Source organism: Microbacterium sp. K24 (assembly GCF_004794465.1).
Taxonomy (GTDB): Bacteria; Actinomycetota; Actinomycetes; order Actinomycetales; family Microbacteriaceae; genus Microbacterium.
The window spans coordinates 16,336-38,952 of the sequence record NZ_SSDJ01000123.1 but is presented as its reverse complement, the minus strand read 5'-3'; the positions used below and the strand labels follow the sequence as shown (position 1 = coordinate 38,952).

The 22,617-nt window shown below is 69.7% G+C and carries 25 protein-coding genes and 1 pseudogene; 11 read left to right on the top strand and 15 right to left on the bottom strand.

Annotated features, from left to right (window positions below):
* Positions 1-216, bottom strand: a pseudogene (locus DW306_RS12200) (pyruvate dehydrogenase (acetyl-transferring) E1 component subunit alpha); the annotation flags it as partial.
* Positions 217-322: 106 nt separating this feature from the next.
* Positions 323-1,390: a histidinol-phosphate transaminase gene (locus DW306_RS12195; RefSeq protein ID WP_136055860.1), complete on the bottom strand. Its 1,068-nt coding sequence runs from the start codon at positions 1,388-1,390 to the stop codon at positions 323-325.
* A gap of 49 nt (positions 1,391-1,439) precedes the next feature.
* Between DW306_RS12195 and DW306_RS12190 the strand changes: the two genes are divergently transcribed.
* The 3 genes from DW306_RS12190 to DW306_RS12180 are packed head-to-tail and all read left to right on the top strand — an operon-like array spanning position 1,440 to position 2,467.
* A complete protein-coding gene (locus DW306_RS12190) occupies positions 1,440-1,646 on the top strand; it encodes a ribbon-helix-helix protein, CopG family (protein ID WP_136055859.1) in 207 nt (68 codons plus the stop codon).
* Positions 1,643-2,008 carry a type II toxin-antitoxin system death-on-curing family toxin gene (locus DW306_RS12185; protein ID WP_136055858.1) on the top strand — a complete coding sequence of 122 codons (366 nt, stop codon included), beginning with the start codon at positions 1,643-1,645 and terminating at the stop codon, positions 2,006-2,008. The genes DW306_RS12190 and DW306_RS12185 overlap by 4 nt, the downstream gene beginning before the upstream one ends.
* Before the next feature lie 51 nt (positions 2,009-2,059).
* Positions 2,060-2,467, top strand: coding sequence for a phage holin family protein (locus tag DW306_RS12180; protein WP_136055857.1), 408 nt, complete (start codon positions 2,060-2,062; stop codon positions 2,465-2,467).
* 16 nt (positions 2,468-2,483) lie between these two features.
* Here DW306_RS12180 and DW306_RS12175 read toward each other — a convergent pair whose 3' ends face one another.
* From DW306_RS12175 to DW306_RS12160, 4 genes are read right to left on the bottom strand one after another with little or no spacing between them, the layout of a single operon-like run.
* Entirely contained in the window at positions 2,484-2,888 is a 405-nt protein-coding gene (locus DW306_RS12175; protein WP_168429312.1) for a PIN domain nuclease, read from the bottom strand.
* A complete protein-coding gene (locus tag DW306_RS12170; protein WP_136055855.1) occupies positions 2,885-3,103 on the bottom strand; it encodes a type II toxin-antitoxin system VapB family antitoxin in 219 nt (72 codons plus the stop codon). Before DW306_RS12170 ends, DW306_RS12175 begins: the two co-directional genes overlap by 4 nt.
* A gap of 41 nt (positions 3,104-3,144) precedes the next feature.
* Complete coding sequence (locus DW306_RS12165) at positions 3,145-4,443, bottom strand: hypothetical protein (protein ID WP_136055854.1); 1,299 nt, start codon at positions 4,441-4,443, stop codon at positions 3,145-3,147.
* Positions 4,440-4,703 carry a hypothetical protein gene (locus DW306_RS12160; protein ID WP_136055853.1) on the bottom strand — a complete coding sequence of 88 codons (264 nt, stop codon included), beginning with the start codon at positions 4,701-4,703 and terminating at the stop codon, positions 4,440-4,442. The genes DW306_RS12165 and DW306_RS12160 overlap by 4 nt, the downstream gene beginning before the upstream one ends.
* Before the next feature lie 114 nt (positions 4,704-4,817).
* On the opposite strand from DW306_RS12160, the gene DW306_RS12155 reads away from it, so the two are divergent.
* On the top strand, positions 4,818-5,357 hold the full coding sequence (locus tag DW306_RS12155; RefSeq protein ID WP_275092151.1) for a low molecular weight protein-tyrosine-phosphatase: 540 nt from the start codon (positions 4,818-4,820) through the stop codon (positions 5,355-5,357).
* Positions 5,354-6,736: an adenylosuccinate lyase gene (purB, locus tag DW306_RS12150; protein WP_136055852.1), complete on the top strand. Its 1,383-nt coding sequence runs from the start codon at positions 5,354-5,356 to the stop codon at positions 6,734-6,736. Before DW306_RS12155 ends, purB begins: the two co-directional genes overlap by 4 nt.
* Here purB and DW306_RS12145 read toward each other — a convergent pair.
* From DW306_RS12145 to DW306_RS12135, 3 genes are read right to left on the bottom strand one after another with little or no spacing between them, the layout of a single operon-like run.
* Complete coding sequence (locus DW306_RS12145) at positions 6,733-8,166, bottom strand: MFS transporter (RefSeq protein WP_205814164.1); 1,434 nt, start codon at positions 8,164-8,166, stop codon at positions 6,733-6,735. The two genes, purB and DW306_RS12145, sit on opposite strands and share 4 nt — an antisense overlap.
* A gap of 53 nt (positions 8,167-8,219) precedes the next feature.
* Positions 8,220-8,573, bottom strand: coding sequence for a hypothetical protein (locus DW306_RS12140; protein ID WP_136055851.1), 354 nt, complete (start codon positions 8,571-8,573; stop codon positions 8,220-8,222).
* On the bottom strand, positions 8,570-9,253 hold the full coding sequence (locus DW306_RS12135) for an acyl-CoA synthetase (protein WP_136055850.1): 684 nt from the start codon (positions 9,251-9,253) through the stop codon (positions 8,570-8,572). The genes DW306_RS12140 and DW306_RS12135 overlap by 4 nt, the downstream gene beginning before the upstream one ends.
* 305 nt (positions 9,254-9,558) lie before the next feature.
* Between DW306_RS12135 and DW306_RS12130 the strand changes: the two genes are divergently transcribed.
* Positions 9,559-10,491, top strand: coding sequence for a hypothetical protein (locus DW306_RS12130; RefSeq protein WP_136055849.1), 933 nt, complete (start codon positions 9,559-9,561; stop codon positions 10,489-10,491).
* On the opposite strand, the gene DW306_RS12125 is transcribed toward DW306_RS12130, so the two are convergent.
* On the bottom strand, positions 10,479-11,318 hold the full coding sequence (locus DW306_RS12125; RefSeq protein ID WP_136055848.1) for a sulfurtransferase: 840 nt from the start codon (positions 11,316-11,318) through the stop codon (positions 10,479-10,481). The two genes, DW306_RS12130 and DW306_RS12125, sit on opposite strands and share 13 nt — an antisense overlap.
* A 116-nt stretch (positions 11,319-11,434) precedes the next feature.
* Here DW306_RS12125 and DW306_RS12120 point away from each other — a divergent pair, with 116 nt between their 5' ends.
* Genes DW306_RS12120 through DW306_RS12110 form a run of 3 tightly spaced genes read left to right on the top strand, consistent with a single transcriptional unit; the run spans position 11,435 to position 13,464 of the window.
* Positions 11,435-12,319 (top strand): DMT family transporter, encoded by an 885-nt coding sequence (locus tag DW306_RS12120; protein ID WP_240747174.1) that lies wholly within the window; start codon positions 11,435-11,437, stop codon positions 12,317-12,319.
* A gap of 27 nt (positions 12,320-12,346) precedes the next feature.
* A complete protein-coding gene (gene ribA / locus DW306_RS12115) occupies positions 12,347-13,006 on the top strand; it encodes a GTP cyclohydrolase II (protein WP_136055847.1) in 660 nt (219 codons plus the stop codon).
* On the top strand, positions 13,006-13,464 hold the full coding sequence (locus tag DW306_RS12110; RefSeq protein ID WP_136055846.1) for a MarR family transcriptional regulator: 459 nt from the start codon (positions 13,006-13,008) through the stop codon (positions 13,462-13,464). Before ribA ends, DW306_RS12110 begins: the two co-directional genes overlap by 1 nt.
* A 20-nt stretch (positions 13,465-13,484) precedes the next feature.
* On the opposite strand, the gene DW306_RS12105 is transcribed toward DW306_RS12110, so the two are convergent.
* Together DW306_RS12105 and mscL are read right to left on the bottom strand one after the other, a co-directional pair.
* Positions 13,485-18,560 (bottom strand): cadherin-like domain-containing protein, encoded by a 5,076-nt coding sequence (locus DW306_RS12105; RefSeq protein ID WP_136055845.1) that lies wholly within the window; start codon positions 18,558-18,560, stop codon positions 13,485-13,487.
* Positions 18,560-18,973 carry a large conductance mechanosensitive channel protein MscL gene (gene mscL / locus DW306_RS12100; protein ID WP_136055844.1) on the bottom strand — a complete coding sequence of 138 codons (414 nt, stop codon included), beginning with the start codon at positions 18,971-18,973 and terminating at the stop codon, positions 18,560-18,562. The genes DW306_RS12105 and mscL overlap by 1 nt, the downstream gene beginning before the upstream one ends.
* A gap of 255 nt (positions 18,974-19,228) precedes the next feature.
* Between mscL and DW306_RS12095 the strand changes: the two genes are divergently transcribed.
* Positions 19,229-19,591 (top strand): helix-turn-helix transcriptional regulator, encoded by a 363-nt coding sequence (locus DW306_RS12095; protein WP_136055843.1) that lies wholly within the window; start codon positions 19,229-19,231, stop codon positions 19,589-19,591.
* A gap of 33 nt (positions 19,592-19,624) precedes the next feature.
* Here DW306_RS12095 and DW306_RS12090 read toward each other — a convergent pair whose 3' ends face one another.
* Positions 19,625-20,224, bottom strand: a complete 600-nt coding sequence (locus tag DW306_RS12090) for an ATP-dependent Clp protease proteolytic subunit (RefSeq protein WP_136055842.1) — start codon at positions 20,222-20,224, stop codon at positions 19,625-19,627.
* A complete protein-coding gene (locus tag DW306_RS12085) occupies positions 20,221-20,835 on the bottom strand; it encodes an ATP-dependent Clp protease proteolytic subunit (protein ID WP_136055841.1) in 615 nt (204 codons plus the stop codon). The genes DW306_RS12090 and DW306_RS12085 overlap by 4 nt, the downstream gene beginning before the upstream one ends.
* Before the next feature lie 134 nt (positions 20,836-20,969).
* Here DW306_RS12085 and DW306_RS12080 point away from each other — a divergent pair, with 134 nt between their 5' ends.
* Positions 20,970-21,437 (top strand): hotdog domain-containing protein, encoded by a 468-nt coding sequence (locus DW306_RS12080; protein WP_136055840.1) that lies wholly within the window; start codon positions 20,970-20,972, stop codon positions 21,435-21,437.
* Here DW306_RS12080 and DW306_RS12075 read toward each other — a convergent pair.
* Positions 21,377-22,615, bottom strand: a complete 1,239-nt coding sequence (locus DW306_RS12075) for a PLP-dependent aspartate aminotransferase family protein (RefSeq protein ID WP_240747173.1) — start codon at positions 22,613-22,615, stop codon at positions 21,377-21,379. The genes DW306_RS12080 and DW306_RS12075 overlap by 61 nt on opposite strands.
* Between the last annotated feature and the right edge of the window lie 2 nt (positions 22,616-22,617).

Below are 22,617 nucleotides of genomic sequence, written 5' to 3'. Positions count from 1 at the left end.
CCGGCTCGGCGGCCACAGCGCGAGCTGACCCTGACGCTGCAGGTTCGTCGCCTGGGTGTCGATGGCGCGGATGATCGACATGTCGCGGTAGAACTGCTCGAGTTCCGCATCGCTGACCGCCTCGATCAACGGCAGATACTGCTCGGCAGCGGGACTCGGAGCGTAGCGGCCGTCCTGATCGAGGACGCGGACGAGTTCAGTCTCTGGCGAGGTCACGTTCACACGCTACCCGGGCCGGCATGCCCGGTCACGCATACCTAGGAGGCCCTTGTATCTGCCGGGAATCCGGAGGAATCCGGGCTCAGAGGGATCGAGCGGAGGCTCAGCGGACCGCCGCTGCGACCTCGAGCACGCGGGCGATCGAGCCCTCCTCGCCGACCGAGATGCGGATGCCGTCGCCGGGGAACGCCCTCACGACGAGGTCGTTCTCGCCGAAGGCCGCGGCGATCTCGTCGGTCCGCTCCCCCGTCGGCAGCCAGACGAAGTTCGCCTGGGAATCCGGTACGTCCCACCCCTGCGCGCGGAGACCCTCCACGAGGCGGGTGCGTCGCTCGACGATGACCGCGACCCGTTCGAGCAGTTCCGGCTCGGCGTCGAGGCTCGCGATCGCGGCGTTCTCGGCGGCCGATGTGACCGAGAGCGGGATGCCGGTGGCGCGGGCCGCATTCAGGACGGCGACGTTGCCGATCGCATACCCGATCCGGAGCCCCGCGAGTCCGTACGCCTTCGAGAAGGTGCGCAGCACCACGACGTTCGGATGCTTCTCGTGGAGGCGTCCGGTGAGACCGTCCACGGCGTCCGGCGCCGTCACGAACTCGGCGTATGCCTCATCGAGGATGATCAGGACGTCGCCGGGGACCCGTGTGACGAAGGTCGCGAACTCGTCGCTCGTGATGATCGGACCGGTCGGGTTGTTGGGCGTGCAGAGGATGATCGCGCGGGTGCGCTCGGTGACGGCATCCGCCATCGCCTCGAGGTCGTGCCGCGAGTCCGCGGTGAGCGCGACCTGCACTCCGGTGGCTCCCGCGACGAGCGGAAGGCTCGGGTAGGCCTCGAACGAGCGCCAGGCGTAGACGACCTCGTCGCCCACGGATGCCGTCGCGAGGATCAGCTGGTGCAGGATCGACACGCTGCCCGCGGCGACGTGCACCTGGTCCGCGTCGACGCCATAGCGCTCGCCGAGTCGCGCGCGCAGACGGCCGGCTGTCGCGTCGGGGTAGCGGTTGATCGGGGTGGTGTGCTGGAGCGCCTCGGCCACCGAGGGCAGCGGGTCGAACGGGTTCTCGTTGCTCGACAGCTTGAACGCATCGGGTCCTGCTTGCTTTCCCTGACGGTACGGCGCGAGCGCGGCGATGGCGGGACGGATGCGGGGCAGGATGGGCTCGGTCACGAGTTGAGTCTACGAGCGTGACGGCCGACGCGAGTGGTACCATTCTGGTATGGCGATGACGGTGCGACTCCCGGAAGAACTCGATGCTCAGCTCGGCGAGTTGGCGTCTCGACGACACACGTCGAAGCATGCCCTGCTCATCGAAGCGGCCGACCGCTTCCTCCGCGAAGAAGTGACCACTGAGGAAGCGGTCACGATAGCGCGCGGAGTGGCGACCCGTTACGCCGAGCTCCTCAAGAAGCTCGAGGACGCGTGACCCGATACATCGAGCTCCCGCACGCCGTCGGCGTGCTCGAGGATCTCGGTTTTCACATCCGCGACATCGGACTGCTCTCGTCCGCGCTGGCGCGACCGTCGAGCTCGATGTTCGGCGTCGAGGCCTATCCGGATCTGGAGGTGAAGGCAGCTGCTCTGCTGTCGTCATTGAGCCAGAACCACCCGCTCTTCGACGGGAACAAGAGATTCTCCTGGATTCTGACGATGACCTTCCTGGAGATGAACGGCGTCGTGGTCGACATGGAGCTCGACACCGCGTTCGAACTCGTGCTGCGCACCGCTCAGAACAAGGCAGAGCTCGACGAGATCGCCGAGCTCCTGCGTGCTCACCGCCAGCGGTAGTGATGGCTATCTCCTGACACCTCTTGAGGATCGTGCGACACTGGACGCACTATGCGCTTCATCATCCGCGTCGTCGTCAACGCCTTCGCCCTCTGGGTCGTCACGCTGATCCCTGCCCTGCAGGTCGTGATCACCGCCTTCCCGCCCGGCGAGACCCTCCAGCTGGTGCTGACGCTGCTCGCGGTCGCCGCGATCTTCGCGCTCGTGAACACGATCATCGGCACGGTCGTCAAGATCGTCGCGTTCCCGCTGTACATCCTCACGCTCGGTCTCATCGGGCTCATCATCAACGGGTTCCTGCTCTGGCTCACCGCGTGGATCACGAGCGGCTTCGGCTGGGGCCTGACCGTCGGCGACTTCTGGTGGGGCGTGCTGGCCGCGCTGATCATCTCGGTGATCAACGGCATCTTCGGCTTCATCCTGCGCCCGCAGAGCAAGAAGCAGCGCCGCCGCGACTGACCGGGTCGACGCCGGCTCACTCCTCGAGCGGGTGCAACCGCAGCGGGCTGATCTCGGCCAGGTAGGTGAAGTCCCGGTCGCGCTGCAGCAGCGGCACGTCGCGGCGAAGCGCGATGGCGGCGATGAGGCAGTCCGTCATGCTCCGGATCGGGTGCCCGTTCATCGCTGAGGCGCGGTAGAGCGCTGCCGCGTTCCGGAAGTCGGTGACGGGTTCGACGGGGACCGTCGGAAGGCCGTTCGCCAGAGCTTCCACCCGGGCGAGCTCCTGCGCCTTCCGAGCTCCGGCGAGCAGTTCCATGAGGATGGGTTCCGTCGTCGCCACCTCCGCTCCCGCAGACAGGAGCGCATCCAGCGTGTCGACGACCGGTGTACCGTCGTCGCGCAGGTAGGAGATCCAGACAGAGGAGTCGACGAGGATCACTCCGCGCCCCACGACGAAGGTGCGTCGTCCCGGATCGCGTCGAGGTCACCGCTCCACCCCGTGCCGCGGAGACCGAGCAGGAACTCCTTCGTCAGGGGCACGCCGACGAGGCGTCGAAGTGCGAGGTCGACCGCGTCCTTCTTGGTGCGCAGGTCGTGTCGACGCATGACCTCACGGACCAGATCCTCGTCGATGTCGATGTTCGTGCGCGCCATACACCGATGATACACCTGCAATACACCACTGCTCTCAGCCGTTACCGGAAGCGGTCCTTCCGCTCCGCGTGGTACTCCGTGCGCTCAACCGCGACCGCCTCGCCGAGCGTCCCGAGATAGGCACCGAGCGCGGCGGCGCGGGGATCGTCGGACTCATCGACCATCGACGCCGTCTCGAGATACGGCTCCCACCGATGCGGTGCGAGCGCCATGTCTGCGAGCCTCGGATCCGGATCGCCCACGCGGGTCGCGACGAAGCTGTTCGGCGAACCGCTGCTCGCCGGTGATCCCCCGCCCGACAGGCTCCAGACCACGTCATCGGTGTGTGCCAGCTGCACGAGGAGCGTGTCGTCTCCCAGCATCGGCATCTTCGGGCTCCCGGCGGTCGCGACGAACTCGACGTCGAATGCGCTCTCCACGGCCAGGTGCGCCGCGATCATGCCCGACTGCGAGTGCGCGACCACGCCGATCGCGTCGCCGGAATCAGCACCGGCCGCCGCCAGTGCGTCGAGCACCGCTTGATAGGACGCCGACCTCTCGCCGGAGTAGAGCTCGATGTTGGACTTCATGTCCCAGGGTTCGGGGCCGCCCATGTCCTGCGGCGCGAAGGTCTGCGTCCCCTTGAGATAGACCATGAACTTCGTGGAACCGTCCGCGAACGTGAGCTTCTCGACCGCGACCTGCGCGCTCGGGTCTGCCGGCATCCGTTTCATCGATCCACGGAGAGTCGTCGGACCGGTCGCGGGCGTCGTCGACCGAACCGCCTCGAGGACGATGGCCTCGGAAGTACCCGTCAGCCTGGTTCCCGGTTGCACCACCCCGACGCGCGACGCGATCCCGGCCAGGGCACCGAGCAGGAATATCGGCGGCAACCGGCCATTCCAGTTCCACTGCGTCGCCAGGCCCTCGAAGCGCTCCGCCCTCCACTGCGCCATCAGCTCGTCCACCATCGGCTCGAGACGCGGGTCGGCGGCCAGCATCCGATCGACGCGTGCGAGCAGTTCGGGTGCGCCCGCCGCGCCGGTGGACGAGAGCGCCTCCGCCTCAGCACGGAGTTCGACCACCTCGAAGGCGTCGGCCATCAGCAGGGTCTTGACGCCCGCGTCTTCGGCATCGATCCGCATCCCGTCGATCTTCGCGGCCGATGTCTGCAGCACACCTGTCCCGACCTCATCGGCGAGCGAGAGGGTGCAGACGATCACATCCAGCGCCCGCCGGATCGCCGCGCGAGCCTCTTCGAACGGCGTCGCGAGCGTGGCGATCCTGGCACCGAAGGCGCGTATCTGTTCGGTGTCGACGGCGATCGCGCCACCGTGATCGATCTCGAGCTCGCCGCTCATCCCGCATTCACCCCCTCGAGTGCCCACACCTTTCCGCGCACGGTGGCCGCATGCCCGCTCGCGAGGCGCAGCATCTCCTCGAGGAGTTCGTGGAGCGCGCGGACACCGTCGGAGCGCCAGCGCGAATCGTCGATGAGGCCGACCAGCAGCGCGCAAGCGTCGTCCAGGGCGCTCATGGCCGCGCGGAGGTCTCGGAGGGCGGCCAGCCGCGCCCAGGCGTCATCGACGGCGCCGGTCTCGATGTTCATCAGGGAGTGCATGAAGCCAGCATCCGTGACGCGCCCACCCGGCCCGGGCCGGAAACCTGCCGACGGTGGAGAGCCGGTGCACCGGGCCCGCTGTGCAGGACAGCCGCCGACCGGCAGAATAGACGGGTGACATCCCCGGTGGCCTTCCGCGTGATCTTCGTCTGCACGGGGAACATCTGCCGCTCTCCCATGGCAGAGGTCGTCTTCCGAGACCTCGCCGAGCGTCAGGGCCTCGGGTCGCGCATCATCTCGCGGAGCGCCGGAACCGGCGACTGGCACCTCGGCGAGCGCGCCGACCATCGCACTCTCGATGCCCTCGACCGGCGCGGATACGACGGCTCACAGCATCGCGCCAAGCAGTTCACCGCGGCGTCGTTCGCGGAGAACGACCTCGTGGTGGCGCTCGACCGCACCCACGAGCGCATCCTCCGCGAATGGGCACGCGACGAGGACGAAGAGGGCAAGGTCACGCTCCTGCTCGCCTTCGACCCGAACGCCTCGACCCACGATGTGCCCGACCCGTACTACGCCGGCGCCGAAATGTTCGATTCGGTGCTCGGTATGATTGAGGCGGCGACGCGGGGCCTGTTCCGCCAGCTCGAACCCGCTCTTCGTCTCCCCCGCACGCCCCGGACTTCCGGGGCCTCATCAGGAGGACTCCCCTGACTTTCCAGCCTTCACTCCCGCCGCAGCCCCTGAGCCCCCTCGACGGCCGTTACCGCGGCGCCGTGACCGGACTCGCCGACTTCCTCTCCGAAGCCGGCCTGAATCGCGCGCGGGTCGAGGTCGAGGTGGAGTGGCTGATCGCCCTCACCGACCGCTCCCTCTTCGAGACGACGCCGCTGTCGGATGCCGACAAGGAGCGTCTGCGTGCGCTGTACCGCGAGTTCGGACAGGCGGAGATCGACTGGCTGGCCGAGAAGGAAGCCGTCACGCAGCACGACGTCAAGGCCATCGAGTACCTGGTGCGCGACCGCCTCTCGACGCTCGGTCTCGACTCGATCGCCGAGCTCACCCACTTCGCCTGCACGAGCGAGGACATCAACTCCGCTTCCTACGCGCTCACGGTGAAGCGCGCGGTCGAGCAGGTCTGGCTGCCGGCTCTCGACACGGTGATCGCGAAGCTCCGCGAGCTCGCCGTCGAGCACGCCGACGCCCCGATGCTCTCCCGCACGCACGGTCAGCCTGCGACGCCCTCGACCATGGGCAAGGAGATCGCCGTGTTCGCGTGGCGTCTCGAGCGCGTGCGTGCGCAGATCGCGGCATCCGACTACCTCGCCAAGTTCTCCGGAGCGACCGGTACATGGTCGGCGCACCTCGCCGCCGACCCGGATGCCGATTGGCCGACCATCGCCCGCGAGTACATCGAGGGCCTCGGACTCGGCTTCAACGTGCTCACCACGCAGATCGAGTCCCACGACTGGCAGGTCGAGCTGTACGACCGGGTGCGTCATGCCGGCGGCATCCTGCACAACCTCGCCACCGACATCTGGACCTACATCTCGCTCGGCTACTTCGCGCAGATCCCGGTCGCCGGGGCGACCGGCTCGTCGACGATGCCGCACAAGATCAACCCGATCCGCTTCGAGAACGCCGAGGCGAACCTCGAGATCTCGGGTGCCCTGTTCGCGTCGCTCGGCCAGACCCTCGTCACCAGCCGTCTGCAGCGCGACCTGACCGACTCGACCACGCAGCGCAACATCGGCGTGGCCTTCGGGCACTCGCAGCTCGCCCTCGACAACCTGCGCCGGGGCCTCAACGCGATCTCGCTGTCGCGCGACGTGCTGCTCGCCGACCTCGACGTGAACTGGGAGGTCCTCGCCGAGGCGATCCAGACCGTCATCCGGGCGGAGGTCGTCGCCGGCCGCTCGACGATCAGCGACCCTTACGCCCTGCTCAAGGAGCTCACCCGCGGTCACCGCGTCGGCGGTGCGGACCTCGCCGCCTTCGTCGAGGGACTCGAGATCGGGGATGCCGCGAAGCAGCGTCTGCTCGCGCTGACCCCGGCGACCTATACGGGCATCGCGGAACGCCTCGCGCGCTAGTCGTCGACCTCGCCGGAGCGCTCGGGCACCGAGTCCTTCGGCATGAAGGCGGCGGCGATGAGCGTCAGCACCGCGGTGACGGCCACGGCGACGAACACCCAGACGGATGCCGAGATGATCGTGTCCGGGTCTCCGGGGCCGCGTCCCTGCGCGATCACGGAGTTCGAGATCGCGCCGAAGACCGCGACGCCGACAGCACTGCCCGCCGAACGGGCGAAGGCGTTCATGCCGGTCACCGCGCCCCGCTCGCCCCAGCCGACCGAGGCCTGCGCGGCGATGAGCGTCGGGGCGGCGCTCCACCCGAGACCGAACCCGAAGAGGAAGGCGACCCCGGCGACGACGAACGGGTTCGGCCACGGCGACACGGCGGCGAGCGCGACGGCCGCGATCGTCGCGATGCCCATCCCGATCAGGGTGGTGCGTCGGAAGCCGATCCGCAGGTAGAGCCGGCCGGCGTTCGCCGCCGAGAGAGGCCAGCCGAGGGTCAGCGCCGCGACGGCGAGTCCGGAGAGCAGCGGGGCGATGCCGATCGACCCTTCGAGGTAGGCCGGCGCGAAACTCGTCACCCCGATCATCAGGGCGCCCACGCCGAGGGAGACGATGGTCGTCGTGAGGATGAGCCGCCTCCGCGCGAGACGAAGGTCGACGATCGGCTCCGGCGTGCGCCGCTCGACGAGCACGAACGCCGCCAGCGCGAGGATGCCGATGCCGAAGCACAGCGCGCTCTGCACGGAGATCCACGCCCAGGCGTTGCCTCCCTCGAGCATGCCGAGGATGATCCCGGTCAATCCGACGGTGAGCAGCACGGCACCCGCGTAGTCGATCCGGTGGCGCTGCGTCTGCTTCTTCTCGTGGTACTTGCGCAGCAGCATCCATCCGGCGATCAGGCAGAGCGGGATGTTCACCCAGAAGATCCACCGCCACGCTTCGAGCTGCGCGAAGACACCGCCGAGGGCCGGGCCCACGACCGACGAGACCGCCCAGACGCTCGCGACGTAGCCCTGCACCTTGGCGCGCTCGGCGACCGTGTAGATGTCGCCGACGATCGTCATCGACATCGGGGCGACCGCACCGGCTCCGAGACCCTGGATGATGCGGAACACGATCAGCGCCGGCATGCTCCACGCGAACCCGCACAGGATGGAGCCGAGCAGGAACAGCGCGATGCCCAGGAGGATGATCGGCTTCCGCCCGACGGTGTCGGCGAATCGCGAGTAGATCGGCACGCTGACGGCCTGCGCGAGCAGGTACACCGAGAACAGCCACGGGAACTGCTGGTAGCTGCCGAGATCGCGGACGATGCTGGGCACGGCCGTGGCGAGGATCGTGGCGTCGATGGCGATGAGCCCGGTGGCGAGCATGAGCGCGCCGAGGATGGGTCCGCGTGCCGAGCGCAGTCCGATGGAGGCGCGGTCGACGGAGGCAGTCACTTCAGGCACAAGCCGATCGATGTCGCGACTATTCCGGATTCGCCGGCGACCCGTCAGGACGAGGCCGAGCGCCCGGGCTTCTCGGGCTCGGGGTCGTCGCCGGATTCGGCGTCGTACAGCACGGGACGGTCGATCGTCTTGGTGACGTCGGCCGGGTCGACGGCGAGGATCAACATCGCGAGGATCAGCAGTGTCACGATGAACGCGCCACCGCCGACGACGAGACCGAGCGCCACCGGCGTGAGGCCGTCGTAGTTGCCGTTCGCGATCGCCGCATTCACTCGTGCGGTGAAGGCGCCGGTCGACACCAGGGTGACGACCATGGCGAAGACACCGCAGGCCAGGGCGATCCCGAGCAGATGCAGGGGCCGCAGGATGTCCCGGCGGGTGGGCTTCTCGTCGCTCATCGGTCTCCTCCGCGCTCGGCCGCCGTGGCGCTCGTGTCGGCACCGGATGCCGTATCGTCGTCGACCGCGTCGGCCACGGGCCGGGCGCCGGCGGCATCCTTCGACTTCGGCGTGAGGCCGGCGATGCCGAGGAAGACCGCGACGATGGCGGCGTAGCCGCCGAACATGCCCACACCGAGGATGATGCCGGAGAGCAGGAACGTGCCGGCCTTGTCGATCGTGTACTCCTGGATGAAGCCCGCCGGGATCAGCAGCAGCGCGATTCCCAGGAGGATGCCGAGGGCTCCCACGGTGATCGCATCACGCGCAAGCGGGTCGGCACTGCGGCGGGCGCGGAAGCCGGCGAGGAGTTCGATGCCGCCGCTGAGAATGGCCCAGACCGAGACGACCACGAAGAACAGGTCATCCGATCGCCAGGCCGGGATGCCGCTCGTCATGCCGGCGACGACGCCGAGCGCGGCCAGGAGGACGGACGACCAGCGCGAGCCCTCCGGCAGCACCAGCCAGGCCGCGAGCACCTGGACGAGGGCGGTGACGAAGACGAATCCGCTGAACACCGAGAGCCCGACCGGAGCTGAGTGGTCGGAGGAGAACGTGATCATCGCTGCGGCGATGGCCGCGAAGAGCGCGCGCAGCAGTTGCACGTGTCGCACGGTGAATGCGCGGGCAGGGGCAGACATGAAGATCCAGGGTCCTCCGGGGTGTTCCGCCCAGTCTACGCGGGGGCGCGGAGCCGTCGCGTCGGAGGGTACGGGAGGGTGTTCGTGAAGCCCGGTGGATCTCCCCAGATCGATCACCGGGCTTCACGACGAACGCAGCAAGGGGGCTTCACTGCGTCGGACTGGTCGTGCGCAAGGTCGGGCACCCTGCCCTTCGACGACACAGCCGAGCGACCCCACTCGCCCACCCGGTCCCCTGAGGTGTGTGTGTGCGGTCGTATGCTCACTCTAGGGTTTTCACTTTCACATACCGGAGGGGGCGTGTGATGAGTTTCGAATATGACGATCGGGGATCCTCCTCGGACGCGTTCGCCGGTGCTCTTCGCGATGCGATCAACGCGAAGGACGTCACGCTGTCCTGGCTCCAGCAGCAGCTCAAGCGCCGCGGGAACCGCGTGTCGATAGCCACGCTCAGCTACTGGCGCTCGGGCGCACGTCGTCCCGAGGGCGTGCAGTCGCTGGCGGCATTGGCCGATATCGAGGAGCTGCTCGGTCTGGCCGAAGGCGACCTCAGCCGCCAGCTGCCGTCCACGAAGCGCACCGGCCCGCTCGGACCGGCCCAGTTCCCGATCGACCAGGAGGACATCGAGCAGGCGGTCAAGGATGCGTATGCCGCGCTCGGCGCCGCGTATCCCGACACGTCGCGCGAGGTGACCACTCATTCCGTGACGGATGTCGACGCTCACGGGAACGTGTCGTACTGCATCACCCGCAGCGTCCTGCAGGCGACGTCCGGCACGATGACGTCGACGCCGTTCCTGGAGCTGACGCCGGGACTGCGCACCCCGGCCCCGATCTTCGAGGCGGTGTCCGGAGGCCGGATCTCCCACCGGTACTCGCACGTCAGCGAGGAGGTGCACGGCGTGCTGTTCGAGCTGGATGCGCCGCTGACCGCTCCCGACACGGCCATGGTCGAGTGGTCGGTCGCCTATCCTCCCGACTACCCGCCCACGCGGGAGACCGGTCATGGCGTCGCTCGGCAGTGCCGGGAGCTGCTGGTCTGGGTGCGGTTCCATCCGGATGCCCTGCCGGACTGGTGCGAGGAGCGCGTGTCGACACCGGCGGGTGTCACGGTCACCCCGGTGTCGCCCAACGGCGGCGGATCGGTGCACCTGGTGCATCGGGCGTTCGGACCGGGCGCCGTCGAGCTGCTGTGGGGATACGGTCCCCGAGAAGCCGCAGGCGATCAGCCGGGCTGATCTCCCGTCGCGACCGGGCGTCCCGGCGTGTTCGACCACTGGCTCCAGGAGCCCGGGAACACCTTCGCGTCGATGCCGACCTCGCTGAGGATCAGCGCCGTGTGCGCCGCGGTGACTCCCGATCCGCAATAGGCGGCGACCGATGCACCCGGCGTCACGCCCACGGCGGCGAAGTTCGCACGCACGGTCTCCGCATCGAGCAGTCGCCCGTCCGCGTCGAGGTGCAGCATCGTCGGAAGGTTGCGGGCACCGGGGATGTGCCCGGCCGCGGGGTCGAGCGGCTCGGTCTCGCCGCGGTAGCGCTCGGGCGCCCGCACGTCGAGCAGGACGCCGGATGCCGGGAACGCCGCCGCTTCGTCGATGGAGAGGGCGTCGCGTCCGATCTCCTCGAGCACGACGTCGCCCGCCTCGGGGACCACGTCGTCGGTCGAGATGTCGAGACCGACGGACTTCCAGGCGCGCAGACCGCCGTCGAGCACCCGCACGTCGACTCCGGCCTGACGGAGCAGCCACCAGGCGCGGGCGGCGGCCGTGCTCTTGGCGTCGTCGTAGGCGACCACGATGTCTCCGGTGCGGACACCCCAGCGGCGTGCGGCCGCCTGGAGCGTCGCCGTCGACGGGAGCGGGTGCCGCCCCTCGGAGGGCTCGCCGTGCGTGGAGAGCTCGGTGTCGAGCGACGCGAACACCGCGCCGGGGATGTGGCCGGTGAGGTAGTCGTCGTGTCCGGCCTCGGGGCGGTCGAGCCGCCACCGCACGTCGATCAACCGGACCGGTGCGCCCTGGTCGAGAAGGTCTTTCACCGCGGTCACGCTCACCAAGCTGCTCATCCTCCGAGGCTACCGAGTCGTGCACGGCATCCGCCCGCGCCCGTCTTCCCGCGTCACGATTCGTCGGCCGCTCGAGGCGGATAGGCTCGATCCGGCAACGTCGAGAAAGGGCCGCGATGCCCTCTCGACTCCACTGGATGCGCTTCCGCCCGCAGGAAGCCGCCCTCATCGCGATCACCGCGGTGTGGGGCAGCACGTTCCTGCTCGTGCACTGGGCCATGCAGCACTCCGGCCCGTGGTTCTTCGTCGGGGTCCGGTTCCTCATCGCCGGCCTCATCAGCGTGGTGATCTTCCGGCGCGTGCTGCGCGGCATCCGCTGGCGGGATGTCGGGGCCGGGGTCGCGATCGGCGTGATGATCTACCTCGGATACGGCCTCCAGACGCTGGGCCTGCAGACGATCGACAGCAGCACCTCGGCGTTCATCACCGCGATGTACGTGCCGCTCGTCCCGTTCGCGCAGTGGGCGGTGTTCCGCACGCGTCCCCCCGCCATGGCGTTCGTCGGCGCAGGTCTCGCCTTCGTCGGGCTGCTGCTCATCGCCGGGCCGGACGCGTTCGCCCTGACTCTCGGAACCGGGGAGATCGTGACGATGATCAGCACCCTGCCGATCGCGGCGGAGATCATCCTGATCAGCCTGTTCGCCGGGAAGATCGATCTCGGACGCATCACCGTGGTGCAGCTGCTCACCGCCGGCGTCCTCGGCCTGCTGACCATGCCCGTCGTCGGCGAGGGCTTCCCGGAGTTCTCCTGGATCTGGGTCGGCTGCGCCGTGGGACTCGGGGCCGCCAGCTGCCTGATCCAGCTCACGATGAACTGGGCGCAGAAGTCGGTGTCACCCACCCGCGCCACGATCATCTACGCCGGAGAACCCGTGTGGGCCGGGGTGATCGGACGCATCGCCGGCGAGCGTCTGCCGGCCACCGCGCTCGTCGGCGGAGCCCTCGTCGTGCTCGGCATCCTCGCCAGCGAGCTGAAGCTGACCCGACGACGTCGGGAATAGCGCGCCCGCCGAGGCGTTGCACCTCGCATGATTGAAACTTCAACCGTCGTTCCGGTCGCGACCGAGCGGACCCGCGTGCGCGTGCCGATGCGGTTCGCCGACGGTTACGCCACGACGGCCGACGTGGTCACGTTCGACGGGCTCATCGACGGACGCGAACACCTGCTGCTGGGACTCGGCGACTGGCGCGCCGCCATGGAACGAGCGGATGCCGGGGGCGATGCGCCTCTGGTGCGCCCGCACAGCGAGTGCCTGACCGGTGACGTGTTCGGCTCCGAGCGCTGCGACTGCGGCCCGCAGCTGCGCGAAGCGGTCGAGCGGATCGCGGACGAGGGCGGTTTCCTGCTGTACCTCCGCCAGGAGGGCCGGGGCATCGGCCTCTACGCCAAGCTCGATGCGTACGCGCTGCAGGATGCCGGGCTCGACACGTACGAGGCGAACGTCGCGCTCGGCCACGGCGAGGACGAGCGCGACTACACGGTCGCGGCGCAGATGCTCGCCGCGGAAGGCGTCGACAGCATCCGCCTGCTCAGCAACAACCCCGACAAGGCCGTGCAGCTCGAGGCCCTCGGCATCGGGGTCACGGACCGCGTGCGCACCGAGGTGCACCTGTCGGACGCGAACTCCCGCTACCTGCAGGCGAAGCGCGACCACACCGCGCACACCATCGACCTGTCCGCCGCGTGATGGACGAGCGGCGACTCGACGACGCCGAGATGGCGACGTGGTTGCCGACCATCCGCTTCGTGCAGCTCCTGCCCCAGGTGCTCGACCGTGCGCTCAAGGCGGAGACGGGCCTGAACCACGCCCACTACGCGATCCTCATCACGCTGGCGGGGAGCGGCGACGGCGCCGTCACGATGACGGAGCTCGCCCACATCGCGGGGCTCAGCAGATCGCGCCTCAGCCATGCCCTGGACTCCCTCGAGGAGCGCGGCTGGGTGGCGCGGTCGTCGTGCTCCAGCGACAAGCGGACGCTCTCGGCCACGCTCACGCCCGCCGGACGGGAGCTGCTGCGATCCGCCGCGCCCGTGCACGTCGCCCAGATCCGCGAACTGGTGCTCGACCCGCTCAGCGACGCGGAGCGCGAGCAGCTCGGCGGCATCCTGACGAAGCTGCTCCCCGGAGTGACGGCGGCGCTGTAGGCGACGTCACCCCGGTTCGATCAACGAGCCGACCGGCGGCGGAGCAGCAGCATCGCGACTCCCGCGAGCAGCAGGAGCAAGCCGGCGCCGACGGGAGCCCAGGGCACCGTTCCGCCGGTCGTCGGGAGGGCGGGGCCCGCCGCCTCTCCCGGACCCGTCGCCGCTCCCGCCGCCACGGTGACCGTGACCGTCGCGGTGACCCGCGTGCCGTTGGCATCCGCCACCGAGTAGGCGATCGGCGTCGTCGCGCCGACGAATCCCGCCGCCGGCGTGAACACGATGGTGCCGTCGACGACGGTCCAGACACCTTCACCGGGCACGGCGAGCTCCGTCACGAGATCACCGTTCTCATCCACGATCCGAAGGGACGACGGGTCGAGCGCAGCTCCGTCCGTTCCCGCGGAATCGTTGCCGATCACGTCGATCACCACGGGAACGCCCGGCGTCGTGGTCTCCGCATTGTCGCGCGCGATGGGGTCCACTCCCGCCACCGTGACGGTCAGCGTCGACGCGGCGGCGTTGCCCAGCGAGTCGGTCACGGCGTACGCGACCGGCGTCGCCGCCCCGCGGAACGATGACTCGGGGGTGAAGGTCACCTGTCCGTCCGCACCGATCTCGTACACGCCTTCGCCCGGAACCTCGAGTGTCTTCCCGCCGTCGCCGACCGTCGATCCGGCCGGCTGGCCCGCGGTCGTGAACACGACCGACGCGGGGTCGAGCTCGCCATCGGTCCCGTCGGCGAGCTGCCCGGGGCGGTCGTTGCCGAGGACGGCGACCGTCACCGGCACGTTCTGCGGCGTGCTCTCCGTGTCGGGTTCGGCGATCGGGCCGGGGCGCACGGTCACCGTGAGCGCGGCCGTCGCGGAGGAGCCGTTCTCGTCGAAGATCGTGTAGCGCACCGGGGTGCTCGCGCCGCTGAATCCGTCCGCGGGGGTGAACGTCACGGTCCCGTCGTCGCGCAGCGTGTAGACGCCCTCTCCGGCGACGTCGAGCGTCTTTCCGCCGTCGCGGATCTCTGCGGTGAGCCCGGCGGGGATGCCCGAAGCCTCGAACACCGCCGACGCGGGATCGAGAGGAACCGCGGGATCGCCCGGCGCGTCATCGCCCGCGAAGTCGAAGGTCACCGGAGTCGCGAAGGGCGTGACGGCCGCGTCGTCGGCTGCCGACGGGTCAACGGCGGTGACGTCGATCACGATGGTGGACGTGACCGCATTGCCGACCTGATCGATTCCCGTGTACGACACGGCCGCGGCGATACCGCGGAAGTCGGCGAGCGGCGTGAACGTGACGGATCCGTCTGCGGCGATCGTGTACGTGCCTTCACCCGGCACCACGATGCGCGTGCCGCCGTCGAGCACCTGGGCTCCGGCGGGCTGCCCGGTCGTCGGGAACCGCAGCGTGCCGAGGTCCCAGTCGCCCGCCGAGCCGTCGGCATTGCGCGAGGGGATGTCGTTGGCGAAGGGCTGCACCGTCACGGGCACACCCTGCAGCGTCGAGTCCGCGTCGGGGGTGGCCGTCGGCCCGGGGCGAACGGTGACCTGGACGCGGGCTTCCGCCGTCGTGCCGGTGGCATCGACGATCCGGTAGGCCACCGAGGCGGTGGTGCCGCTGAATCCCTCTGCCGGTGTGAAGACGGCCGTTCCAGCGGCGTCGAGCACGTAGGTTCCCTGTCCGTCGATCGTGAGCGTCTTGCCGTCGGCCGAGACGGTGACACCGCTCGGCTGCCCGGTCGTCGGGAAGACCGTCGCGGCGGGTACGAGCGGTGCGGACGGGTCGCCGGCGCTGTCGTCGTCGAGCAGGTCGATCGTGACCGGCACCGCGTACGGGGTGCTCGCGCTGTCATCCTGCGCGTCGGGTGTGACGGCGCCGACGGTGACCGTGATCGTCGACGTCACGTTCACGCTGTTCGAGTCGGTCGCGGTGTAGACGACCGGCGTGGTGACTCCGGCGAAGGCCGGCTCAGGGGTGAACGTCACACGCCCGGCGGGGTCGGCAGAATACGTGCCTTCGCCCGGAACGGTGAGGGTGGTGCCGTCGTCCGACACGACGGCGCCGGACGGCTGTCCGGTCGTCGGGAAGGCCACGCTCGGCGGGAAGAAGGTTCCGGTGTCGCACCCTGCCGGCACGTCGGTCTCGCCGGGGTCGCAGGGGTTGCCGAGATCGCTGGCGAGATCGTTGTCGAGGGCCTCGATCATGACCGGGGTGTTCTGCTGAGTGGTGGCGGAATCGGGCACGGCGATCGCACCGCTGCCGACCGTCACGGTTATCTGCGCCTGCGCCGCGGTGCCGTTCTCGTCGGACACGCTGTAGGTCACGGGAGTGGTCGGTCCGTCGAACCCCGCGACGGGTGCGAAGCGCACGCTGCCTTCATCCTGGACGGTCCACGTCCCCTCCCCGGGCACGACGAGCGTCGTGCCGCCGTCGGTCGCGTCGGGAGAGGTGAAGACGACCGATCCGGGCACCAGCGGCGCCGACGATGCACCGGGGGCGTCGTTGGCGAGGATGTCGATGACCACAGGAGTGCCACCCGGCGTCTTCGCCGCGTCGCCGATCGCGACCGGGGTGACGGGCGCGACCGTCACGATGATCGTCGTCGACGCACCGTTGCCGAACGTGTCGGTGACCGTGTAGGTGATCGGCGTCGCGGAACCGCGGAACTGCGGCTCGGGATCGAAGGTGACCTCTCCGGACGCGGGATCGAAGGTGTAGACGCCCTCACCGGGGACGGTGAGCACGCGCCCGCCGTCGCTGACCGCGCTGCCGGCGGGAAGACCCGCGGTGACGGAGAACCGCACGGAATCCGGGTCGAATCCCGGATCGGCGCCGTCCGGCCCGGAACCGGGCACGTCGTTGCCGAGGATCGGGAACGAGACGTCGACGTTCTGCGGCGTCGACGCGGAGTCCGGATTCGCGGTGGGGCCGGCCGGCACGACGATCGAGATGGTCGCCGTCGCGGTCTGACCGTTCTCGTCGGTGATCCGGTAGGGCGTCGACGCCGTGCCGACGAAGCCCTCCGCGGGCACGAACGTCACATCGCCGAACTCGTCCACGCTCCACACACCCTGCGGCGTGACGAGGGCCTTGCCCCCATCGGTGGCCGCGGGATCGGTGAAGACCGTCGAGGTCGCGACGATCGGTCCGCCGGGGCCGGGCACGTCGTTGTCGACGACCGAGACGGTCACCGGTGTCCTGTATGCGGTCTCGGCCGTGTCGTCGACCGCTCTGGGAGCGACCGCGGTGACGGTCACCGTGATGGCGGACGACGCCGGGTTGCCCAGGCTGTCGGTGAATCCGTAGGCGACCGGCGACGTGGTCGGGCCGTCGAAGGTCGCCTCCGGCGCGAAGGTCATGACCCCTGTGGCCGGGTCGATCGTGTAGACGCCCTCTCCGGGCACCTCGATCCGGCGGCGATCGCCGCTGACGACGGCGCCGGCCGGCTGACCGGTCGGCTCGAAGAGCACGGATGCCGGCGGGATCGTGCCCGGCGTGCCGTCGGCGTTCTGCCCGGGAGCGTCGTTTCCGAGCACCGGGATCTGCACACTCGTCCCCTGGGTCGTCGAGACGGTGTCGGCGGCAGCCGCGGGCCCGGGACGAACCGTGGCGGTCGCCGCGGCGGTGGACGCCTGGCCGTTGTCGTCGAGGATGCGGTACTCGGTCGTGGCGTCGCCGGTGAATCCCGGAGCGGGGGTGAACGTGATGCGGCCGTCGGGGCCGAGGGTCCAGACGCCCTGCGCGGTCTGGAGGCGCGTGCCGCCGTCGGTGGCAGCGGGGTCGGTGAAGACGGTCTGCGCGGGGAGGATCGCGCCGGTGCCCGGCTGATCGTTCGTCGCACCCGGCAGCGTGATCGGGTCGCCGAACGGGGTGGCACCGGCATCCGGAACGGCGACGGGCGGGGGGAGTTCGTTGCGGAAGGCGCAGACGATGTTGGCGCCGTCGGTGCCCGTCGGCGCCGTGAAGGTGGCGGCGTTGCCGGTGCCGCTCGACACGACGGCTCCCGTCCCGTCGGTGCACGACCAGGTCGTCCGGTATTCGTCGAGATCCGTCGTGCCGATTGGTTCCTGCCGGAGCGTGTAGGTCTCACCGGGAAGGATCAGCCCCGGTTCGCTCGGACGCCCGCCGCCGTCCGGCCCCGACGTCGTCGGCGGGAAGTCCGGCGTCGTACCGTTCGGCCCGTACGACCCGCCCTCCATGACGACCCGCACCTGATCGGTGGGGTTGACCCGAGGACCGTCGAATCCCGCGACCGTCTGCGTCGTGGACGGGTTCGCACAGGAGCCGAGGTCGGTCGACGTGGCACCCGTCAGGGTGAACGTGGTGCCGGTGGGGGCTCCCGTGATGGGGTTGGTCTTCTGCAGCACGGTGCTGCCGCCGAGGTAGAGGAAGCCGTCGGACCCGAAGGCGATGCCGTTGGTCGCGACGGTGGTGCTGCCGCGGGAGAGCTCGCGCGAGGCCAGGGTCGCCCCCGTGCCGGACGTCGGGACCACGCCCTCCGCCACGTACAGCGCCGCCTGGGTCGCGCTGCCGGAGACGAGGTAGAGCCGTCCGTCCTTGTCGAACGCCATGTCGCCGTTGCCGCCCGGGGCGTTGGCCGTCGTCACCGACACCACGGGACCGGCCGGAGCGCTGTTGGTCCTCGGGTCGAAGACGTAGATGTTGACCGTCGTCCCCGAGAAGGCCCCGTAGTAGTAGAGCCCTGTCAGAGGATTGATGGCGCCCATCGTCCCGCCTCCGACGCCGGCGGTCTTCGGCGAGACGGTGGTGGTGCCCGCGGCGCTCGCCGTCGGCTCGTATTCGATGAGGCTCGTGGTCGTTCCGGTGATCGCGACCGTTCCGCCGGGCCCGATGCCCAGTTGGTTCGTGTTCGTTCCGGAATTCGCCGGGGTCGCGAACACGGGGGCCGCCGAGGTGGTGCCGGTGGTCAGGTCGAGCTGGCCCACGTTCCCGGCCGTGCCGTTGCTGAAGTACAGGGTGTTCAGGCACGCGAGCGGAGCCGCTGCCGCCGCGGGGGCGGGCTGGCTGACGGCGGTCAGGCCCGCGGCGAACAGCACTCCGGCCGCGGCGACGGCGAGGAGACGGGACGACGCGGGCCGCTTCATCAGGCGGACCTGCGTGATTGCAGCAGATCGCGGATCTCGACGAGGAGCTCCGCCTCGGTCGGGAGGGGCTCGGGCTCGACGACCGCGGGCCTCAGCCGATCGGCGCGCTCCTTCGCCTTGTTCATCGGCAGCACGAACACGAAGCAGACCACCGCCGCCACCGCGAGGAAGTTGATCACCGCGCCGATGATCAGGCCGAACGAGAAGACGGATTCTCCGCCGGCGAGGTTGGGTACGCGAAGCTGCAGCGCCTCGTCCAGGCTTCCGGCCTGGAAGAACAGACCGATCAGCGGGTTGATGAGAGCCTCCACCAGCACGTTCACGATGGCGGTGAACGCAGCGCCGATGACCACGGCGACCGCGAGCTCGATGACATTCCCTCGGAGGATGAACTCCTTGAATCCGTTGATCATTCGTCGATTCCGCTCTCTCCGTGTGATGACAGGGGCGTGGGGAGTGAGAACGACCAGGTCGCCTCACTCCCCGCCCTGATCCCTATGCCCCCATAGGGCTGCGCCGGCACGGAAGCATGGCGTTGTGCCGGCGCGCAGAAAGTTATCAGTCGGTCTTTCACACCGAATCGGCCCGGTGTGGAAGATGCTGGTATACCGGTTCTGCTCTGAGCAGAACCGCTCGAACAGCGGCCCGGCGGCGGCCTATCGTGAGGCATGGCCGACATCGTTGCGTTCCCTCTCGCCCCTCGTCCCGCCCGCCGCCCGCAGCCGAGCGACCCCGAGCCGCTCTGGCGTCAGCTTCTCGGCGACCAGTTGCGTCGTCGCCGGCACGACCGCGAGGAGACGCTCACCGAGACCGCCGAGAAGGCCGGCGTCTCTCCGCAGTACCTGTCCGAGGTCGAGCGTGGATTGAAGGAGCCCTCGAGCGAGATGATCGCGGCGATCAGCGGCGCGCTCGAGACCTCGCTGATCGAGCTGACCAGCGCCGTGGCCGACGAGCTGCGGTCGACGACGGCCCCGGCGCCGGCATCCGCCCTCGTCTCGGCCGGGCGCATGGCGTTCGCCCTGGCCGCCTGAGCCGCGGCATCCGTCCCGGCCGGCAGGCGTCCGTCAGCCGGCCGGGGTGCGCGCACCGAGCACGGTGTCGATGAGTCCGTAGTCGAGAGCGGCGGATGCCGTGAACACGCGGTCCCGGTCGGTGTCGGCCCTCAGCTCGTCGACCGAGCGGCTACTGTGCGCGGCGAGGATCGCCTCCATGTCGGAACGCACGCGCACCACCTCGTCGGCGGCGAGGATGAGGTCGGGAATGGCTCCACGCGACTGGCCGGCAGGCTGATGCAGCACGATCCGTGCGTGCGTCAGCGCCGCCCGCTCTCCGGGGGCACCGGCGGCGACGAGGAGAGCGGCGGGGCCGATCGCCTGGCCCACGCACGTCGTCGCGATGCGGGGACGGATGTGCTGCATCGTGTCGTAGATGGCGAGCGCCGCGCCCGGATCGCCGCCTTCGCTGTTGATGTAGAACTGGATGCCGCTCTCGGGGCTGTCGGCGTCCAGGTGCAGCAGCTGCGCGATGAGGGCGTTCGCGACGCCCGCATCGATGCCGGTCCCGAGGTAGACGACCCGCTCGGCGAGCAGGTGCGAGTAGACGTCCATGATGCGTTCTCCGCGCGGATGCTGCGCGATGACGTTCGGGATCGAGTAGGTGCTCATGCCTTCGCCCCCAGACCGACGCGCGCGCGTCGACGCGGCATGATCTCGGCGAGCGAGCTGACGATCTCATCGATGAAGCCGTACTCCTGCGCCTCGGCCGCCGTGTACCAGCGGTCGTGCAGAGAGTCCTCGAAGATGCGCGCGACCGGCTGTCCGGTGTCGTCGGCGATGAGGCCCAGCACGGTGTCGCGCATGTGCCGCAGGTCGTCGGCCTGCGTCTCGATCTCGCCCGCCGATCCGCCGATGCCCGCCGATCCCTGGTGCATGAGGATGCGGGCGTGGGGCAGGGCGCGGCGCTTGCCCCGGGTGCCGGCGGAGAGCAGGAACTGGCCGGCGCTGCAGGCGAGCCCGAGCGCGAGGGTCGACACGTCGTTGGGCACCAGCTGCATGAGATCGCGGATCGCCAGCATCGACGGCACCGATCCGCCCGGCGAATGGATCCACAGGGCGATGTCGGTGGTCGCGTCCTCAGCGGACAGCGCGAGCAGCTGCGTCATGAGCAGCGTGCCGTTGTCGTCGTCGAGGGCGCCGTCGAGCACGAGCACGCGCTCGTGGAACAGGGCGCGGCGGGCTTCGGGGCCGAACTGCGGGATGGAGGTGTCTTCGCTCATGCCCCCAGCATCCGCCGCTCGTCGCTGTCGCGGGCCGGTATCCGCCTCGGGCGGATCCGCCGTGAGCAGACGGGGTGAGGAGAACGAAAGACGCGCGTAACACGCACGACTCACGGTCCTCGTACGCTCGGCGCATGGCGAAGCAGACGGCACCCGCATGGCAGTGGTCGGAAGACGGGATCAACTTCCGCACGCGCAAGTGGGTGCGACCCGAGGACCTCAACGCGAACGGCTCGCTGTTCGGCGGCAGCCTGCTGAAGTGGATCGACGAGGAGGCCGCGATCTACGCGATCGTGCAGCTCGGCAACTACCGAGCCGTCACCAAGCACATCTCCGAGATCAACTTCGAGGCGTCCGCGGTGCAGGGCGACCTGGTCGAGATCGGCCTGACGGCGACGCACTTCGGTCGCACCTCGCTCACCATGAAGGCGATGGCGCGCAACATGATCACACGCAAGCGCCTCCTCACGATCGAGAAGATCGTGTTCGTGAGCCTCGATGAAGACGGAGCGCCCACCCCGCACGGCTACACCGACATCACCTACGACCGCGACCGCATGCCGACCGAGCGGATCGCCACGGGGACGATCCGGCTGCCCTGACTCTCGGGCAGGGCCGCGAAGGCCTGCGCGAGGTCGGCGATCAGGTCGTCGGCGTTCTCCAGGCCGACCGAGAGGCGCAGCACGTCGGCGGCCGGGCGCGCCTCGGGCGGCACCGGGCGATGCGTGAGAGCGGCCGGATGCTGGATCAGCGAGTCGACGCCGCCGAGCGACACCGCGTGCGTGAACAGCGACGTCCCGCTCGTGATCGCCGAGGCGGCGGCGAAACCGCCCCGCATCCGCATCGCGATCATCGCGCCCGTGCCCCGCATCTGTCGGCCCAGGATGCCGTGCGGATCGCCGTCGAGACCCGGGTAGAACACCTCCACCACCTCGGGACGGTCGATCAGCCACTGGACGATCCGCTGTGCGTTCTCCTGCTGCTGGCGCATCCGCACCGGCAGCGTCGTGAGCCCGCGATGCAGCAGATACGCGCCGAGCGGATGCAGCAGGCCCCCGGTCACCGCCCGCACGCGGCGCAGCGCCTCGGCGGTCTGCTCACTGCACGCCACGACGCCCGCGATGACGTCGCCGTGACCGCCCAGGTACTTGGTGGCGCTGTGCAGCGACATCGCCGCACCGAGGTCGATCGGGTTCTGCAGCACCGGTGTGGCGAAGGTGTTGTCGACGACGACCGGGACCTCCCCCGCCTGGCGCACCGCGTCGGCGATGTCGGCGATGTCGAGGGTGGGATTGGCCGGCGTCTCGACGACGACGAGACCGGTGTCGGTGCGGATGCGGTCGGCCACGTCCTGCGGATCGCAGTACGTGACCTCGGCGCCGAGGAGACCCGAGCCGAGCAGGTGATCGGTGCCGCCGTACAGAGGACGAACGGCGACGACGTGCCGCTTGCCGACGGCGTTGGTGTGGGCGAGGATCACCGCGGTCATCGCCGCCATGCCCGACGCGAAGGCGACGGAGGCCTCGGCGTGCTCCAGCTCGGCGAGCGCGTCTTCAAAGCGCGCGACCGTCGGGTTCCAGAGTCGGGCGTAGACCATGCTCCCGTCGGCGGGCGGCCGGCCCCCGGTGGCCATCGCCTCGTAGGAGTCGCCGCCGCGCTCGATGTCGGGAAGCGGATTGGTCGTGGACAGGTCGATGGGCAGCGCGTGGACCCCGAGTCCTTCGAGGTCGGATCGGCCGCTGTGGACGGCCACGGTGTCGGGATGCAGCGATGCAGTCATGC